The organism is Streptomyces sp. NPDC044704 (assembly GCF_056433525.1).
Window position 1 is genome coordinate 64,469 of sequence record NZ_JBWKGY010000019.1, and the last position, 17,109, is coordinate 81,577.

Sequence of the window (17,109 nt, forward strand, 5' to 3'; positions counted from 1 at the left end):
GGCTGCCTAATCGCGCCCGGCCTGGTCCTCACCGCCTACCACGTGGCTCTGCCCGAAGAAGGCAGTGTCGCCGTCCGGGACACAGCGAGCGCCGACTTCATCGAGGCGGTGGTGGTGTGGGAAGACGCCGAGCTGGACGCGGTGCTGCTGAAGGCCGACCGTGTCGTCGGAGCCGGCTTGGGCGTCGTGCGCTGGGGCGAACTGGTCGGTGACTTGCCCGGTCACCGCCCCGTGTGCTCGATGACGGGGTTCCCCAAGGCGATGCGCCGCCGGGCCTCCTCCCGTTCCGAGCAGTACGTCGACGACCTGAAGACGGTGGAAGGGACCATCGCCCCGCACACCGGATCCCGCTCCAGGCTGTACGGGCTTGAAGTCGACGGCGCCCTGCCGACGGAGGTGAAGAACTGGCAGGGGCTGTCCGGAGCTGGGGTCTTCTGCAACGGCGTTCTGATCGGCCTCGCTCGCCTGGTAGATCGCCAGTGGGACCGGATCCTCATGGTGCTGCCGCTCTCGCACCTGCTGTCCGCCGACGGATTTTCCGGCGCGGTCGTCGCCCATACCGGCATGACCCCGCGCCTCCAGCCCGCCGACCTGCGGCCGTTATTGGACAACGCACCCGACCCGAAACTGTCCTCCACCTACCTGCTCGATCCACGCTCCCAGGTCGCCGACCTCACCGGCGTGAGCGAACTCGTGCACCAGATCGAGCAGTGGTGCAAAAGCGGCGAGCGGATCGATGTCGCCGCCGTGACCGGCCTCGGCGGTACGGGCAAAACCCGTCTCCTCACCGAGCTGCTGCACCGCCTCACCACGGGCTCAGGCGGTCAGCGGCCGTGGAGCGGTGGCTTCCTTGCCGAACACCCCACTCACACCGCCTACGAAATGCTCGCCACCGCCAGCTACCCACTGGTCCTGGCTGTCGACCTCGCCGAAACCCGCCTCGCCCAGATTCGCGACCTCATGGCGTCCCTGGCCGGTTCCCAGGAAGGAGCTGTTGTCCGGGTCCTGCTCCTGGCCCGCGGACATGAAACCTGGTGGCCGGCGCTGCGGCGCCACCTGCGCACTCGAAATCTCAGCCCGGCCGGGCACGTCTTTGCCATCACGCCCGACGACGCGTTGAACGGCCATAGCCCGGAAGACATCTACGTGGAGGCGAAGGTGGCCTTCGCCCGCCGAATCCGGCTGCTGCAGCGGGCTGGGCACGGTGACGATACCTGGCCGGACAGCGTCGTCGCCGACGCGCCGCGCCTCTACGGAGCCGGCATCGAACACGCTGTGCACCAGCCGGTGATCTACCACCACATTGCCGCGCTCGCGGATGTCCTGGCACACGCGAACCCAGAGTTCGCCCTCAAGGACCACCCCATAGAGGTCCTGCTCGCCAACGAAGTGGAGTACGTGCGGCGCGTCGCCGAAGCCCGCCTGTCCGAAGGCACCGTGGACGACAAGTTGCTTCGCACCCTGGTCACCGCCCAGTTCCTCGCCGGAGCACGCACCGCGCAGGACGGCCGGGCCGCCGTCCGAGCCGGCTTCGACGTCCATCACCGCGGCTACGGGATTACCGCCCCTCCCGACGCCCGCCAGCTGGCAGCGCTCGACGATGTCCTGACCGCCGCCTACCCGGCAACCGACGGGTCCCACTGGGGCGCCGTCGGTGAACCGCTGGCCGCTGCCTGGCTCGCCGAAGTCGAGACCGACAGCGGTGAAGAGTTCATCGAAGCTTTCCTCCAGCATGAAGCCCTCGCCACTGAGCAACGCCACCAGACCCTCAGCACCGTCGCCCGCACCGCCCAGGACCACGGCCTCGCCGCCGGCGCCCATCGGGCCGTGGCCGCCGACCCGGAACGCCTGCTCCCGCTGGCGGCTCGGACCATCACCGCTGAACTCGACACCGACCAGGCCCGTCAGTGGCTCACTGGCCTCGAACACGCCGTCGCCCGTCGAGCGGCGGACCAAGACGCCGACCCCGACACCTACCAGTGGGCCCACAACCTCATCAGCGAAGCCCAGCAAAGGACAGCCGCCGACAGCGACGACCTGGAGAACGTGATCGGCGAACCCCTCGCTGAGGAGGTCGATTCCCACGAGGAACCGACGCCGGAGTCCCGCTCCGGTGCACCTTCCGCTGACTCCCGCCTTGTCCTGGTGAAACCACAGGTGGCCTGGTACGACCGGTACGTCGTCGGCCTCCTCGGCCTGTGTCACCTAACCCTGGTCGGGGCCATCCCCACCGCGGTCGCCCTCAGTACCGGTCTGGAGACCGATGGTTGGATCCTGTGGCTTTTCGTTCCTTTCAACATCTGCCTGCACCTGATCGTCGCGAGCAGCTTCGGCGTTCGCCAGTACGGCACCGTCCCGATTGGTTTCTGGGTGATATCGCTCTTCGCCGTCGGGCAGACGACCTTGTCGGCTCTCATGGTCGCCCCGCGCTTGCCTGCCGAGTTGCCCCCGCCCTGGCTCATCTGGCCAGCCCTTCTCTCCTGCGGCCTCACAGCCCTCACCTTCGCCTGGCGCTTCTGGGTCGGCCAGCTTCAGACCCCCCGCCGATAGGCCACCGCGCACCGCGCAGAACCTACGCGCGCGCCGTTGCCCTCGCCCTCTTGATCGCCAGTGAGGATTTCCGCACATCAGCCGGACCGGCCGCAGGGCGTCGCTGAGCTCGAAGCACAACCGCCCCGCGGCCTCACCGCCGCGGGCGCGCTACCCGTAAGGGCGTCCACGCCGACCCTGCAGGAATACCGGGGGCACCACAGCCGGGCCCCGGCTAGCGGAGACCCTCGCGTGATCACGTTCCGGCTCCTCCCGGCCCTGTCCCGAAGATGGGCGCTTCCTGGGTCGTCATGTCCAGCCGGAGTCGACGCAGCCTGACCGAGTGGCGGTATACGCCGTGGTCGACTGCTGTGTCGGCGCTGATCTCCGCGACGAGCTCGGGACGAACGAGGGTCACCTCCAGCCAGTCCCGGCTGCCCCACATCGGCGCCCGCGAGTACGAAGCCACCACGGGCCGCTTCATCTCCGTCGACCCGGTCATCGACATCACCAACCCGACACAGATGAACGGGTACACGTACGCGAGCGGCAACCCGGTCAACAAGAGCGACCCGTCGGGCCTGATCGAGACCGACTGCAAGAACGGCCACTGCGGCGGCCACTACAACCCCCGCCACGACACCCTCCCCGTCGGCCACCCCGACCGCCCCGTACGCGCCCTCCGAGGTGATTTCAACAGCTCGTACACCGACAGGGACCGGGAGCCGCAGCCGTACTACGGCTCGATGGCCGGCACCGGCTCCTCCAAGAAGAAGGCCCAGGCCCCCAAGCCCAAGAGCTGCGGCTTCTTCTCGACATGCTCCTTGAAGAAAGCCGTCGACTGGTCGAAGGACGTCTGGAAAGAACACAAAAAGACGATCGTCTCCATCGCCACCGAGATCGTCGTCGGGGCCGCCTGCATCGGCGCGGCAGCCGCACTCGGCGCTGCCACCGCCGGAGTCGGATTCGCAGCGGCCGCGGGCTGCGGCGCCATAGCGGGCGCGGCAGGAGCCGCAGCCGGCAACTTCATGGATCCGAACGCCGACCACAGCGTCCTCGGAGTCCTCAAGGACATGGCCGTCGGCGCCGCCGCGGGAGCCGCAGGAGGTGTCCTGGGCGCGGCCGCCGGCCCGGTCATAGCGGCAGCGGGCAAAGCCGTCGGCAAGGGAGTCGGCAAGGCCCTCTCCAAGATCCGCTCCGGCGGCGGCAGCAAGTGCCTGGACGGCAACAGCTTCGCGGCCGGAACGCTGGTCCTGATGGCCGACGGCTCCTCGAAGCCGATCGACGACCTCCAAGCAGGAGAGAAGGTCCTCGCCACCGACCCCGAAACCGGCGAAACCACCACGAAGGAAATAACGGCGACGATCCAGGGCGAGGGCAGCAAGAACCTCGTCGAGGTCACCGTGAACACCGGCTCCGGCACCGAGGTCATCACGGCCACGGACAAGCACCCCTTCTGGTCGGTCGACCTCGCCAAGTGGACGGACGCCACCGACCTGCAGCCGGGCCAATGGCTTCGCACCAGCTCCGGCACCCACGTCCAGATCACCGCGATCAAGCGCTGGACCTCCCAGGCAACCGTCCACAACCTCACCGTGGCAGACCTCCACACGTACTATGTGCTGGCGGGGGCTAAGCCGGTCCTGGTTCACAACTGTGGAGACATCGAAAAAGCGGCGAAATCCGCGGCAGATTCGGCACCCGCAGATGCCACGATGAGTGCAGCGGCCCGCTTTCGGGGGACCAAATTGATCGCAACCGGCCACTCTGGTCACTCGTCTCGCCCGGCATTTTATGAACCTGAAATTGATTCCGCTCTCGCGGATGGCGGTCAGATAGCTGGCCGAGGTGCCGACAACTGTGCTGAGATTCGGGCCTGCAACGCTCTGATCGCAATCCACGGGGCCGATTTCGAAGCAGTCGTGAAACGTCCCCTGCAGTTGACGGACATTGAATTTTTGACCGTCCGCAGCTCCACTGGCGCTCCGGAAGCGGCATGCCTGTCCTGTCAGAGTGTCCTCGTACGTCGTGGTGTGACAGACCTATCGAGATGAGAAGAATGCGCGAGTCGGACCTGGAGGAATTCCTCAGCTCGTTCGGCTGGAAGGCGGCTGGAGTGCGTCGTGATACGGACGCCATAGTGGCAGGTCTAGAGCGTGTCGGGTTTGTCTCTCATGAGGAGGCAAGAAGCTTCTTGGGCGAATGCCTCGGCCTGAAGATCGACCACCTTCCGGCCCTAGATATCGCTGGAGAGAGGATCTCAAGCTGGACACATTTCGATCCCTCCGCTGTGTGCACCGCACGTGATTCGCAGGCGGCTCGCCGATGCACAGAGGTAGCTGGCACTGCGCTGTTCCCGGTCGGAGTGGATAGCTTTCATCTGACCGTGTACTCGGGAAGTGACGGAAAGTTCTATGCAGGGTTCGACTCGTCGGTCTTTCGGTATGGGGGAGACCGTAATACGATGTTCTCGATGATGAAGGCTGGAGTCCGTCCAAGCCTTTTGGGTGAATGGAAGCTCCAGTAGGGACGCTGCGTCGTCACATTGGTGAAACTGGGTTCATTTGCGTTCCGGTCTCCTCGGTGGCTGATTATGTAAAACCCTGAAGAAAGTACGCACGAGCCCTCATCGACAGTGATGTCGATGAGGGCTCGTGCGTGTTTGACGGCAACGCTGACGACTGTTGCGCGTGGGTCGTCAGCCTCGTCACCTAAGGGCTGTCCCGGAATCCGTACCGGGCTGGTTGGCACTACCCAGAAGGTGGGAGGTGTCGGCTACTGGCCTTGGCGCTTGCGTTCGACGTCCGTACCGGGAAGGGTTCCGTCCTGCGGACGCCGTTCGGGGCGAGGCCGTGGGAGCGGGGGCATGGAGATGTGTGTGATGGATGCAGCGGTCAAAGAGGCTGCCATCGCTCGGTTCCTCCGCGAACATCCGCAGATAGAGCAAGCTGTACGCGACCACCCCGCGCTGCTGGGCTGCGCCGATGTCAGCTGGTCACAGATTCCTGGGTGCCCCGCCGGGATCCCGCTCCTGTTCCATGGTCTCCTGGACGAGGCAGCCGGCCCCGAAGCCTTGCGGGTGCTCGGCAATGTGTTGATGAACAGCGTCTTCCACATGAGCGCCGCGATGCCGGCTGCCCTGCCCTTCCTGATCCGCTTGGCAGCCGTCCCTGACATTGCGGTGCGGCCCGGCCTGGTTGACCTCTTGGTCGTTGCCGCAGAGCTGTCTCCGCCCGTCGACGCAGACGATGAACGCCAGGTGCTGCTGTTCGGGAAGGACTGCGACCACCCGGAACGCGAGTGGTGCAGGGCCGCCTTCGCCGCACACGCTTCCGCCCTGCGCGCGTTGTTGGAGGACGAGACTCTTCCGGATGGACTGATCAGCGCAGACGACCGTGAGTGCCTGCTCAAGGCTGTGGAACCGCAGCGATTCCCCTCCTGACCACCCGTAGGCCAGCACTGCGGGCCCGTGAAAAGATCTTGTGGTGTCTGGTGTAATTACGGCGTCGGAGCCGTCATGGATAGCCCCGTTCACCGGGCTGAGCCCGCGACAGTTCGGGAAGCTGGTGACGGTTCTGCGGCACGAGGGTGCGGATGCGGGCCGCAGAGGCCGTGTCAACGGTCATTGAGATGCCCAGGTGGGTGGCCGTTGGGTGTCCAGGCTGGTGGCCATCAGAAGCCCAGGCGTGTGGCCAGTGGTGTTCCTGGGGGTGGGGGTCAGTTCAGGGGGATCACTCCCTTCCCGGCGAGGGCCTCGGCGAGGCGGTGTGAGTCGCCGGTGGTGGTCACGAGGTGAGCGTGGTGCATGAGGCGGTCGGTGCTCGCGCCGGCGAGGGTCTTCGGCATGATCGTGTCGAAGCCCGAGGGGTGAATGTTGCTGGTCACGGCGATGGAGCGCCGTTCGTAGGCGGCGTCGATGATGCGGTAGAACGCTTCGGCGGCGTCTTCTCCGACGGGCAGCAGGCCGATGTCGTCGATGACGATGAGGTCCGCGCGGCAGATGCGGGCGACGGTCCGTGCGGTGGACCCGTCGACCTTCGACTTGCCGATCGCGGCGCTCAGCGTCTCCAGGGTGAACCAGGACACCCGTAGGTCCTTCTCGATCGCGGCCTGGGCGAGGCCCTCGGTGAAGTGGCTTTTGCCCGTGCCCGAGGGGCCGGCGATCACCAGGTTTTGGGCGCGGCCGATCCATTCCAGGGTGATCAGGGAGTTCTGGGTGGGTTCGGGGATGGTGGAGTCCTCGGCCCGCCAGGATCCCAGGGTCTTGCCGGTGGGGAAGTTCGCCGAGTGGCGGCGAAGACGCCGGGTGGCGGCGTCGCGGCCGGTGACCTCCTCGGATATCAGCAGCCGCAGGACCTCGGCGGGATCCCAGCGTTGGGCGCGTGCGGTGGCCAGGACGTCGGGGGCCGCTCTGCGCATGTAGGGCAGGCGCATGCGACGCATGAGCTTGTCGAGTTCCTCGGGCAGAGCCGGGGCCTGGGGAAACGTCATGGTTGTTAATTCCTTCATCGGTCTGGATAGGCGCCGATACGCTCGGCGGATGATCGATATGCAGGTGCGTGGTGACAGCGGCGACGTCGTTGCCCGAGCAGGCGGGGTGGAGTGGACGTCTGCTTTCGGTGATTTGAATCCGGGTCTGTTCCCGATGCTCTGGGGCCTGATCCCGTATGGGGATGCGGTCTTCAACCATCGGCAGGTGGCGCTCCTGCTGACGGAACTCGACCGGCTCCCGGCCGCTTGCGGTGGTGACTGGGTCGATCAGGCCCGCGAGTTGTGCCGAGTCGTCGAGCAGGGGTCCCACCGGTATCTATGGTTTGTCGGCGACTGACCGCGGAGTCGTGCGTCATCCTGAGGGCATCGACTACTGGCCTTAGGCTTGCCAGGCGATAGTTCCGTTCTGGACGGAGTGAGCCTCGTCCGCGTGGACGACCTCGCCGGCGGGCTTGCTGTCCGCGATGTGTCCCAGGATCGAGAGCAGGTCCTCGTCGGCGAAGCGCCCGGCCGTGGCCGCAAGTCCGAGCGCCTGGTCGACTCGGTCGTTGCCCAGGACGGTGGCCAGCTCGACTGCGCGGGCCATCTTGGCGCGGATGCGGGTGGTGCCTGCGGGTCCGGCCTCCTTGAGCCAGCGCCCGGCGCCGGGACCGATCCCACGAACGCGATCTCCGCTTCCGAGCGGGGCTGCAGCCTCGGCTGGTGGATGCCACGGCCGTCGGGATGGTCGGGATAGTGGGCGTCGATGATCTGCGGAACACCCGGGGTGGAGAGCTGGTGGCGCCAGATCTCCGAGAGATCACCGGAGCTGGTGCGGGCGGTGATGGACAGTTCCTCGCCGACGACCCGGCACCACACCCTGGCGCCGGTATGGCCCGGCGGGGTCGAGTAGCGAACCGAGTTGAAGCTGATGGTGCGGTCCGAGCCTCGGCGGCTTGCGCCAGCATCGACTCCATCGGCGGCTTCAACGGCACCTGGAGCCTCCCTCGTCATCCCTACCTCAGGGTCCGCCGAACCTGGCGGCCTTGGCCTACCGCGTGCCCGGGGTGTCACTCGTCCGAGAGGCCGGCGGGTCCGTATGGGGGTTGGGTTGGGGATTAGGGGGTGAACGCAGCAGGAGGCGCCGGCCCCGCCGCGGGGGCCCGGACGACGGACGGGGAGCCGTACCGGTGTGCGGATGAGGGCCTGGTGGTGGAAGTGGCAGCCGGGACGACACGGCACGCGGTGGTTACGGTCGTGCGCGTTCACGATTAACGCGTACGCATCAACCGGAACGCGTGAGCCTGGATGCTCAGGCTCCGGGGTGGGGCTTTTGCTGGGCCTGCTGGAGTGCGGTACGGCACGCCGCGCAGAAGGGGTTCGCCGGGGCGCCGTATTTCGCGGTGGGAGCGTGACACCGGGCGCAGGGTCCGGTCTGGCTCGGGGACCAGGTGGCGATCTGGGGTCTGGCGGGGTCTGCGGGGGTGGTCATCGTCGGCTCCTGGCTGGTGCGGAGGGCATCACTCCATTAGATAGCATGTTCGATTTTTTGGGGCGAGTGCTACGCGAGGATCGTCATCCGTCCGCCACGGCTGGCGAGGCGTCGGGGGTAGGGGCGTGTGAGGGTGCGGGTGGGAACCGGCAACGACGGCGGCCCCACACAGACCCGGCCGGCGCCCCGGTTCAGGCCGGCCGGGTCCTGTCACGAGCGGGACCCGCGTTCCGGTGCCGGCGCGCGGACGGTGGGGACCGCATCGGTGCGACAGTCGGGAGGGGCTGCTCGGATGGTGTTGCGGCCACCGGTGGAGCCGATGTTGGCGCAGGCCGCCGAGGCGATCCCGCCCGTACGCCCCCGCGCCGCCGCGGTGGCCTATGAGCAGAAGTTCGACGGTTCTCCAGACACTCGGAGATGCCTCATCTGGGCGAGCCATTAGAGTGGCGGCAGTCAAAAGAAGAGATCCTCCGATGGACTCCCGCATATCCCGCATACGCTCCCAGCTGGCGAAGGCCCCGTACCAGGCGCAGTGCAGCCAGTCGTCCGGCGCCTGGCGTCACCAGTTCCGCGTTGGCCCACGGCTCAGTTCCGCGCAGGCGGACGCTTTCGAGTCCGAGCACCATATCGAATTGCCTTCCGCCTACCGGAAGTTCCTTGTCGAACTGGGGGGCAGCGGTGCGGCCCCCTTCTACGGTTTGCTTCCGCTGGAGGAGTGCAGGCTGTTCACCATGGATCGACAGCCGCCGGACGGCACCCCGCGGGGGTTCCATCACGTGAGCCACGCGGACGCGATGCAAGGGGACCTGTTCCTCGAAATCATCAAGATGGGCTGCTCCGACCTGTGCCTCATCGGTGTGACCGGGCCCCTCACCGGCCGCATGGTCACCGGCAATGCCGATGGCTTCTGGCCTCCGAACGTCTCCTCGGCCCAGGACTTCCTGAGCTGGTACGAACGGTGGCTCAACCACATGCGGGACGGCAAGGACAACAAGGCGTTGGGGCTCACCTCCCCGGCGACCGTCGCAAGCGCCTCCTGGGGGCCCCGGGCCGGAGCTCGGAATACTGTGTGGTCGCAGGCCGCAGGGGGGTAAGGCGGCGGAACTCGGAACCGAGATCACCCCAGCGCCCCTGTCTCATGAGACAGGGCGAAGTCTGGAGAACGACGGGCACCGGATGCTTGTCTTCACCCCGGACGGCCCGGGTGGGCGCGTGTTGCTCCAGACCCGTCGCGGCGCCCTGGTGCAGGACGCGTTCCCCGATCCGGTCGCGGCTGCCGAGCAACTCCCTCACGGCCTGGTCCTGGACGGCGAAGTCGTGGTGTGGGATCCGGAGGCCGGCGCGTTGTCGTTCGAGGGGTTGCAGCGGCGGGCCGCCGCCCGCGCCCGCACCGCCCCCAACAGCGCAGCCCGTCTGCCCGCCCATTACGTGGCCTTCGACCTCCTTCAACAGGACGGCGCCGAGCTGCTCACGTTGCCCCAGCGGGAGCGACGTCGGCGCCTTGAGGTGCTGTTCGCCGCCCGCGCCCTGACGGCTCCGTGGGCGTTGTGCCCGATGACCACGGACGTCGCGAGGGCCCGGGAGTGGCTGGAGACCTGGACGGACGTCTCGGGCGTCGAGGGCCTGGTCATCCAAAGCACGGCGAGCCGGTACCTGCCCGGACACCGGGGCTGGACCAAGGCTCGCCGTCGCGACAGCACCGAGGCGATCATCGGCGCGATCACCGGCACCCTTGCCCGTCCGCAGCTCCTGGTCCTCGGCCGCCACGACCCGGAGGGCCGGCTCCCCGCGGTCGGCCGCACCGTGACCCTGCGCCCGGACCAGGCCCGCCAGGTCGCCGAGCACTCGACCCCAGCCGACCCCCGACACCCGTGGGCGGGTGTCCGGTTCGCGGCGGCGTGGGGGCGCCGTGACGTCCTGGACGTAACGCCGGTCCGGCCGGACCTGGTGGCGGAGATCAGCGCCGACCGGTGTGTGGTGTGGGGTTGTCAGTGTGGGCGGGGAGGGGGTGATCTTTGTGGGGGGATTTTTTAGCCACTGCCTGGCGGGCTTGGCGTGAATTGCCATGTGTTCAATTGCCGCGTTGAAGCTATTCTCTGCTCACCAAAACACACTTGGGGGCACTGTGAGATTTTGGCGATCGGGCGTGTTTGTTGCGGCTGCGGCTGCAGCAACGTTGGTTCTGGGAGTCAGCCCGGCCAGTGCGGCCAGCTACGCCTGGAAGAGTTGTAGCGGTTCGCTATGTGACTACGGGGCCGTAGCGAATAATACGTCGAACGACACAGCTACGGCGACGGTCCTGGACGATAGCGCCGACGGCATGGGAGTGGCTCTTCAAATTCAGGACTACCACTCTTCTACGTACTACATAAGAACGTTCGGAGGTAAGGGTTCGAGTGCCAGTCAGTACTACCATTTCATAATTCGGAGAGCCCGTATCTGCGACACGATCATCGGCACGGGCGACCACAACTGCGGTAGCTGGAAGAATTTCTGACCCGATTGCAGTCCGCCCTGGCCAGAAGCTTGCAAGCTTCCCCGGTGCGGTGGGACAGTCCCAGCCGGTCAGCTTGTCGTTTAACGTCCGGCATCGAACGCGGATCGCACTTGCCCGGAGTTTTCCCAGTTCATCGGTCGTTCCGGAGGTCGGGGCCTGATCCTGTGTTCAGGGTTGATCCAGTACGGAGGCCGGGATCGTGGGACTGGTCGAGCATGAGGTTGAACGAGACGCGTTGACGAAGGTGTCGGAGTTCCGGGCGGAGCTGTACGCCTGCCTGATATCGCGGGCGGATGCCCTGTTCGACTTGTGTGACGCTCTCTTGTGCACCGATGGATCGGTCCGCACCCTCGTGGACCTGGCGCTCGCGCCGGAACACCGGCGAGGGCGCGGGGCCTTGTACTCCGGGATCAATCGGGGCCGGATCGACGTCGCCCGGCTTCGTCGCGTGCTGGCGGGCGTGCCGTTGCCCCGGGCGAGCGACGGCCGCCTGGTGCTGGCGGTGGACGTCTCCCCGTGGCTGCGGCCGGACGTAGATACCTGCTCTGACCGCTCGTTCTGCCACACCTTCGGCCGCGGCCTGGGCAAGCACCAGCGCGTCCTGCAGGCATCGATGGCCTCCGATGCCAAAGCGGCCGGACGTTAAACGACAAGGTGAGTGCCTGTTTTCAATCCTGAGCTGCGCGTTTGCCCAGCTCAGGGCTCGAACGGTGCTGGTTTCGGGTGCATACCGTCGACGCATGGTGCGTGTAGCCGTTGACAGGCGTCTTCGCCGGGCAGTTCTGGCCCCACTGTGCCGAGTCTGAGAGGTCTGAGGGAGGAACGGATTGTTCTGGTCCTACCCCCTCCATATGCGCGACTGACGCCCACGGGCCGCAACCCCGATACTCCGTTGCTTGATCAAAAATCAGTCCGACAGTATGGCGTGATGCGACGACATGAGTACGTCGGCCCCGCAGCACTGCGAGCCATGCAGAGCCTGGTCACCCGCACTTGCACCGCGGTGCTGCACGCCTTCGCCGACGCTGGCGGCCACCGTGCCATCGTCTACTCGCGCGGCGATGCCGCATACCCCATCCCCAAGCGGCTCTACGAGTCCATGGGCTTTACCGAGTACACACGCACCCACACCTACGTCGGCACACCGACCGGCTTAGGCCGCTGACCGGATCCCATTGATCAGAAAGACCGGGACCCTAGCACTTCGCCGATCAGCTAGCGGGGAACCGCCCTTTTCCACCAGGACGGACAGGCGGCCAGAAAAATCCGTTCCTCACGCGGGGCCAAGAGAAGTCGCTTTTCCGGGGCCCAAAGAGGCAGTCCTGGACAGACAGGCTTCGTCGGCGGTGGGGGGGGTAGTACTCAAGGCAACGATTTCGGCTGGGGCAAGGCCAAGGTGGTGGCGCTGGCCTTGAGAACGATCAGTCCCGTTGCGCTTCGCGGAATGCCGGCTGTCTGCTTCAGCGGGAGCTTCGGCGGGTGCTTCGCCTGGTCATGAGCGTGATCGCGGCCCAGGTGATGAGCGATTCCGAGTGCTGGATGAGTCGTTCGTAGTCCCGCGCGTGTCGGCGGGCGTGCATGATCCAGGCGTGTGACCGCTCGACGACCCAACGCCGGGGCAGAACGACGAACCCGGGGACGTCCTTCGGACGGCTGACGGTCTTGATCGTCAGGTCTAGGTAGGTTTTGGCTCAAGTCACGACCTGGAAGCAGGCCGCACTGAGGGCCGGCCAGGAGGGGACGATGGGCGAGGCCGTGCGGCGCAAGCTCAAGCGGCAGGGCAACGAGTACCTGCGCAGGGTAGCCCGAGCCCGTTGATCACGCACCGGGCTGGCGGGCACACCCGACAGGGTCTCCTCCAGCACCCGCGGGAGATAGCTCTTGCAGGCCGAAGTAGCCGCATCGCCAGACGGGTTGGAGGCACGCGGCCTACGATCGCGGTATGACGATCGCCCGCACGGCCCCTGCCAGGCTGCGGTTCCTGTCGCTAGAGATCACCAGCCGCTGTCAGCTCACCTGCCCCACGCTCTGCTACGCCGCCTCAGGGCCGACGCGGAGTCACGGCACGATGAGCGATGAGGACTGGTTCCGCACCATCGACCAGGCCGTCACGCTCGGAGCCGAGGAGGTCCAGCTGATCGGGGGTGAGCCGACGCTCCACCCCGCCTTCGCCTCGATCGTCCGGCACGCGCTGGACGCCAGCCTGCGTGTCCGGGTCTACAGCAACCTCTTCCGCATCCGCGACGACCACTGGCGGGCCCTGGAACAGCCGGGCGTCCGGCTCGCGACGACGTACCACAGCAGCGTCGCGGCCGAGCACGACGCGGTCACCGGCCGCCCCGGCTCCCACACCGCGACGCGCGGCAACATTGTCGAGGCCGTCCGGCGCGGCATCGCGTTGAAGGTCGCGGTCCTCGACGCCGCCGACCCGGCGCGCGCCGAGCGGGCCCGGATGGAACTGGAGGCCCTCGGTGTCCGCGCCGTCCACGTCGGAAAGGTGCGGGCGGTCGGCAACGCCGCGTCCGCCGCGCTGCCGTCCACGGCCGAATTGTGCGGGCGGTGCGGGGACCAGCGGGCCGCGGTCCTGCCGGGCGGCGAGGTGGCGGTCTGCGAGATCGGGCGCTTCCTGACCGCGGGCAACGTCCTGGACGACGGCCTGGCCTCGGTCCTGTCCGGCCCGCGGTGGGCTGAGGTGAGCGGCAGTGTCCCGCGGCCGACCGGTCCCACGGCCTGCCACCCCGACTGCCAGCCCTCCAACTCCGACTCCTGCGACCCCGGCAAGAACGACCCGTGCGACCCGATGGGCTACGCACCGGCGATGACGGGCTCGCCCGCGGCCGCCGTGCCCGCGCTCCTGTGAAAGGGCCCCTGCTGATGGAGTGGACGCCGGCGGGCTGGGAAGCCCACGCCGCACGGATGGCTGATGAGACCGTACGCCCCGAGTCCCGCTGGCACGGCCCCCTGGCCTCCGTGCCCCGGCACCTGTTCGTGCCCCGCTGGTGGACATCGGCCGAGCAGAACGGCTCGTGGGTCTACGAACTCCGCGACGGCGCGGCCGACCCCGCCGCGTGGATGAGCAGCGCCTACGACCCCAGCCTCAGCGTGATCACCCGCGTCGGCCCCCACCACGCCGACCACGCCGCGCCCGCCGCCGTGGTCCCGGAGGCGTGGCCGACCTCGTCTGCGACGCTGCCCAGGCTGGTCGTGAAGCTGTACCAGCACGCCATCCTCACCGACGACTCCCGTGTCCTGGTGACCTGCGGCAGCGGCTACGGAACCGCCCTGGCCTGCCGGCGCCTGGGCGACGACCGGGTCACCAGCGTGGACGTCGACCCCTACCTCATCGACGCCGCCCGCGAGCGCCTGGCCACAGCCGGGCACCGGCCGCACCTGGAAGTCCGCGACATCACCGGCCAACTCCCCGGCATTCACGACCGCATCATCTCCACCGTATCCGTCCCGGCCATCCCCGCCTCCTGGCTCACCGCACTCGCCCCGGGCGGCCGCCTCGTCACCACCCTGGCCGGCACCGGGCTGCTCATCGTCGCCGACAAGACCGCGGACGGCGGCGCCACCGGACGGGTCGCCCCGGAGCCGGCCGACTTCATGCGCACCCGCCACGGCGACGACTACCCCACCACGCCCGACCACACCAGCCGGTGGGCCACCGCCCGCAAGGCCGACGGCGAGTCAGTCACCACCGGCCGCTACCCGGTGACCCGGGTCAACAACACCTGGGACGTGCGCTCCACCCTGGAACTCACCGTCCCCGGCATCCAACACCGCGCGGAGACGGCCGCGGACGGCACCCGCACCGCCTACATGCTGCACCCGGACGGCTCCTGGGCCCGGGCCACGGCCGCCGGGGCCCGCGAGCTGCCCACTGTCCACCAGAGCGGCCCCCGCCGGCTTTGGGACGAACTGGACCGCATCCGCACATGGCTCGTCATCGACGGCGCTCTGCCCGTGGCGGGCGCGGACGTGCGCATCGACCCGGACGGCACCTGCCGTCTCAGCCGCAACGGCTGGTCGGCAACCGTCGGCACGCGGTAGGTGTGGCGTCGAGACGGCTTCGCGCCGTTGCCGCAGCCTACTGGTGGGCGACCTCTCAGGAGCGGCCGCTCCGGTAGCAGCCGCGGCGTGCTCGGTCTCCTCTGACCTCGTGAAGCCCGAGCTCGGCGGACGCGATGCCATCCATCGCTCCGGCCCGTTCACTCACCGCCCAGACATGGTCCTGGAGAGGACGCCCGGCGGGGTCGCCCGAACGCCGTCGGCGATACCTCAGAAGGCCGTACCTCGTCGCGCCGTGTTGGATGACCAGCTGGACCCAGCGGGCCGCTGCCTCCCGCCCGCCGATCTTCGTCACAAGCGCTACGTGGTCGATGAGCACGTCACCGGGCCAGATTCGCCCGGCCTTCAACAGCTTGATCAGCTGCCACGCCAAGGCAGCCCGGCCCCGCGCTCGCCGTCGTGCCGACTCCCCGCACCGAGCGCCCGGTCCGCATCGGGTGGCGTCAGCTGAAGTCGAAGGTGGCTACTACGGGGGCGTGGTCGGACTCGGGGTACTTGTCGTCGGTGGCGAAGGCGATGGAGTCGTCGTGGAGGATTTCGTTGTGGATCTCTGAGCCGCGGTAGTGGGCGAGGAGGTTTCGGGTGATGAGCATGTGGTCGATCATCTGGCCGCGGCCGTGGTGGAAGAGCGTATAGCGGGCCTCGCCGGGGATGGTGTTCTCGATGGGGACCAGGACTCGGGTCGAGAGGTCCCTGTTGTTGGTGTCCTCGACGTTCCCGCAGATGGCCAGCACCGGGACCTCTTCGGGCTCGGCGTTGAAGTCGCCAGCGACGATGATCCGGGCGTCCGGATCATCGTCGAGGATCTGGTCGATGAGACGCCTGACTTCCAGGGCCTGGCTCATGCGCTTCATTGATGACAGGAAGCTTCCTTCGGCCCAGCTGTCTGCGGTGAGCCAGACGTCGCCCCTCTTCGGAATGCTGATCACCTGGCCGGGGATGTCGCTGGGGTGCTTGGATTTCAGGTGCACGGTGATGACGTGCAGCACGCGCCCGGGTTCTGCGTGGTCGATGTCGATCTGTGCGTGCAGGATGGGCCGCTCGATACCGATCGCCACCGGCTGTGTGTCGGGGGGATTGGCGGTGAGCCGCTGGTAGCGGGGCTCCTTGACCAGGTCGTTTTTCAGCTGCTGGTGCTTGATGACCGGCAGGTGGGTGGCGATGACCAGGTTGCGGAGATCGAAGACCGCCTCGTCTTGGGGTTTGGTGCTGACCAAGGGCGCACCGTCTAGATTCGTGCCGGCCAGCAGCTCCTTCAGCGCGAGCAGCTCGCGCGGCTGCCCCGGGCGTTCTTGGCCGTGGACTTCCTGGAAGCAGACGATGTCTGCCCGCAGCCGCGTGATCTGAGGCTTCATCAGCGCGATGCGGTCAGCCAGCGACGGATGATCCGTCGGGAGGGTCTCGTCGAAGTTTTCGAGGTTGAACGTGGCAATCCGGATCTGTGTCACAGCTGCCCCCAGGGACGTGATAGCCGGGAAACGCAGCGTAACCAGAGTGTGCTGACGGTGGAGGTGAGGCTCGCACGGCGTTACGCCGACTGCCGGGCACTCCATGGAACCCGCAGGCCAGCGGGAGGTCGGATGGCACAGCGCAGCAACATGGGGCTGGTGACGCCGTGCGCGGCAGGGCACAGCACCTTCGGGGCGGAGTGTTCCGGCACCCGCTCCGGTTCAAGCGGCTGCGCCTGGACAGGGGTGTCCGCCCCGGGTAATCAGGGGCTCGGGAAATAATGGCCCGTATGGGGACGTGCTGGGTGTATCAGTTCCGGGACGGTCCCGAGCGTCAGGTCGTCGAAGTCCTGGCCGATAGGGACGGAAGACCCTGGCAAATTCAGGTACGGGAGTGCACCGGTGCGTACGGGATGGTGGACGGGTACGTTCTGCGGCATTGCGACACAACGGCCCGGGTGGCCGTCTACACCTGGGTGGAGCGGGGCCGGCCCGAGCCGGTGACCGCTCATCTGCTGGAGCTTCTGGCCGAGGTTTGCCCGCAGGAAAACACCTGGTAGGTCTCCTCACCGGTGGTTATGCAGGCGCCAGAGGAGGCCCGG

At 67.5% G+C, this 17,109-nt stretch carries 14 protein-coding genes and 3 pseudogenes; 13 read left to right on the forward strand and 4 right to left on the reverse strand.

Features of this window, described 5'->3' with window-relative positions:
* Positions 1-6: 6 nt before the first annotated feature.
* The 5 genes and pseudogenes from AC07B0_RS32545 to AC07B0_RS32565 all read left to right on the forward strand — a co-directional run.
* Positions 7-2,550: pseudogene (locus AC07B0_RS32545) on the forward strand (hypothetical protein); the annotation flags it as partial.
* Positions 2,551-2,900: 350 nt separating this feature from the next.
* Positions 2,901-4,583 (forward strand): polymorphic toxin-type HINT domain-containing protein, encoded by a 1,683-nt coding sequence (locus AC07B0_RS32550; protein ID WP_478899585.1) that lies wholly within the window; start codon positions 2,901-2,903, stop codon positions 4,581-4,583.
* Between the two features lie 5 nt (positions 4,584-4,588).
* Complete coding sequence (locus AC07B0_RS32555; protein ID WP_478899586.1) at positions 4,589-5,056, forward strand: SUKH-3 domain-containing protein; 468 nt, start codon at positions 4,589-4,591, stop codon at positions 5,054-5,056.
* Positions 5,057-5,407: 351 nt separating this feature from the next.
* On the forward strand, positions 5,408-5,971 hold the full coding sequence (locus AC07B0_RS32560; protein WP_478899587.1) for a hypothetical protein: 564 nt from the start codon (positions 5,408-5,410) through the stop codon (positions 5,969-5,971).
* A 43-nt stretch (positions 5,972-6,014) separates the two neighbouring features.
* Positions 6,015-6,143, forward strand: a pseudogene (locus tag AC07B0_RS32565) (IS5/IS1182 family transposase); the annotation flags it as partial.
* 103 nt (positions 6,144-6,246) lie between these two features.
* Here the strand turns inward: AC07B0_RS32565 and istB are convergent.
* Complete coding sequence (gene istB / locus AC07B0_RS32570; RefSeq protein WP_478899589.1) at positions 6,247-7,020, reverse strand: IS21-like element helper ATPase IstB; 774 nt, start codon at positions 7,018-7,020, stop codon at positions 6,247-6,249.
* Between the two features lie 49 nt (positions 7,021-7,069).
* Here istB and AC07B0_RS32575 point away from each other — a divergent pair, with 49 nt between their 5' ends.
* Complete coding sequence (locus AC07B0_RS32575; RefSeq protein ID WP_478899591.1) at positions 7,070-7,357, forward strand: hypothetical protein; 288 nt, start codon at positions 7,070-7,072, stop codon at positions 7,355-7,357.
* A 42-nt stretch (positions 7,358-7,399) separates the two neighbouring features.
* Here the strand turns inward: AC07B0_RS32575 and AC07B0_RS32580 are convergent, their stop codons facing one another.
* Positions 7,400-7,606 (reverse strand): hypothetical protein, encoded by a 207-nt coding sequence (locus AC07B0_RS32580; protein ID WP_478899592.1) that lies wholly within the window; start codon positions 7,604-7,606, stop codon positions 7,400-7,402.
* Positions 7,607-7,765: 159 nt separating this feature from the next.
* Between AC07B0_RS32580 and AC07B0_RS32585 the strand changes: the two genes are divergently transcribed.
* The 5 genes from AC07B0_RS32585 (at position 7,766) to AC07B0_RS32605 (ending at position 12,153) form a co-directional block, all read left to right on the forward strand.
* On the forward strand, positions 7,766-7,912 hold the full coding sequence (locus tag AC07B0_RS32585) for a hypothetical protein (RefSeq protein ID WP_478899593.1): 147 nt from the start codon (positions 7,766-7,768) through the stop codon (positions 7,910-7,912).
* Between the two features lie 1,052 nt (positions 7,913-8,964).
* Positions 8,965-9,585 carry an SMI1/KNR4 family protein gene (locus AC07B0_RS32590; RefSeq protein WP_478899595.1) on the forward strand — a complete coding sequence of 207 codons (621 nt, stop codon included), beginning with the start codon at positions 8,965-8,967 and terminating at the stop codon, positions 9,583-9,585.
* Between the two features lie 61 nt (positions 9,586-9,646).
* Positions 9,647-10,525 (forward strand): ATP-dependent DNA ligase, encoded by an 879-nt coding sequence (locus AC07B0_RS32595; RefSeq protein WP_478899667.1) that lies wholly within the window; start codon positions 9,647-9,649, stop codon positions 10,523-10,525.
* A 662-nt stretch (positions 10,526-11,187) separates the two neighbouring features.
* Positions 11,188-11,634, forward strand: a complete 447-nt coding sequence (locus AC07B0_RS32600; protein WP_478899597.1) for a transposase — start codon at positions 11,188-11,190, stop codon at positions 11,632-11,634.
* A 324-nt stretch (positions 11,635-11,958) separates the two neighbouring features.
* Positions 11,959-12,153, forward strand: a complete 195-nt coding sequence (locus AC07B0_RS32605) for a hypothetical protein (protein WP_478899599.1) — start codon at positions 11,959-11,961, stop codon at positions 12,151-12,153.
* Between the two features lie 310 nt (positions 12,154-12,463).
* On the opposite strand, the pseudogene AC07B0_RS32610 reads toward AC07B0_RS32605, so the two are convergent.
* Positions 12,464-12,679 (reverse strand): annotated as a pseudogene (locus AC07B0_RS32610) (transposase); the annotation flags it as partial.
* A gap of 251 nt (positions 12,680-12,930) precedes the next feature.
* Between AC07B0_RS32610 and AC07B0_RS32615 the strand changes: the two are divergent.
* Positions 12,931-13,848, forward strand: a complete 918-nt coding sequence (locus AC07B0_RS32615; protein ID WP_478899600.1) for a radical SAM protein — start codon at positions 12,931-12,933, stop codon at positions 13,846-13,848.
* 56 nt (positions 13,849-13,904) lie between these two features.
* A complete protein-coding gene (locus tag AC07B0_RS32620) occupies positions 13,905-15,041 on the forward strand; it encodes a protein-L-isoaspartate O-methyltransferase family protein (protein WP_478899601.1) in 1,137 nt (378 codons plus the stop codon).
* A gap of 461 nt (positions 15,042-15,502) precedes the next feature.
* Here AC07B0_RS32620 and AC07B0_RS32625 read toward each other — a convergent pair whose 3' ends face one another.
* Positions 15,503-16,507 (reverse strand): endonuclease/exonuclease/phosphatase family protein, encoded by a 1,005-nt coding sequence (locus AC07B0_RS32625; protein WP_478899603.1) that lies wholly within the window; start codon positions 16,505-16,507, stop codon positions 15,503-15,505.
* Positions 16,508-17,109 lie beyond the last annotated feature (602 nt).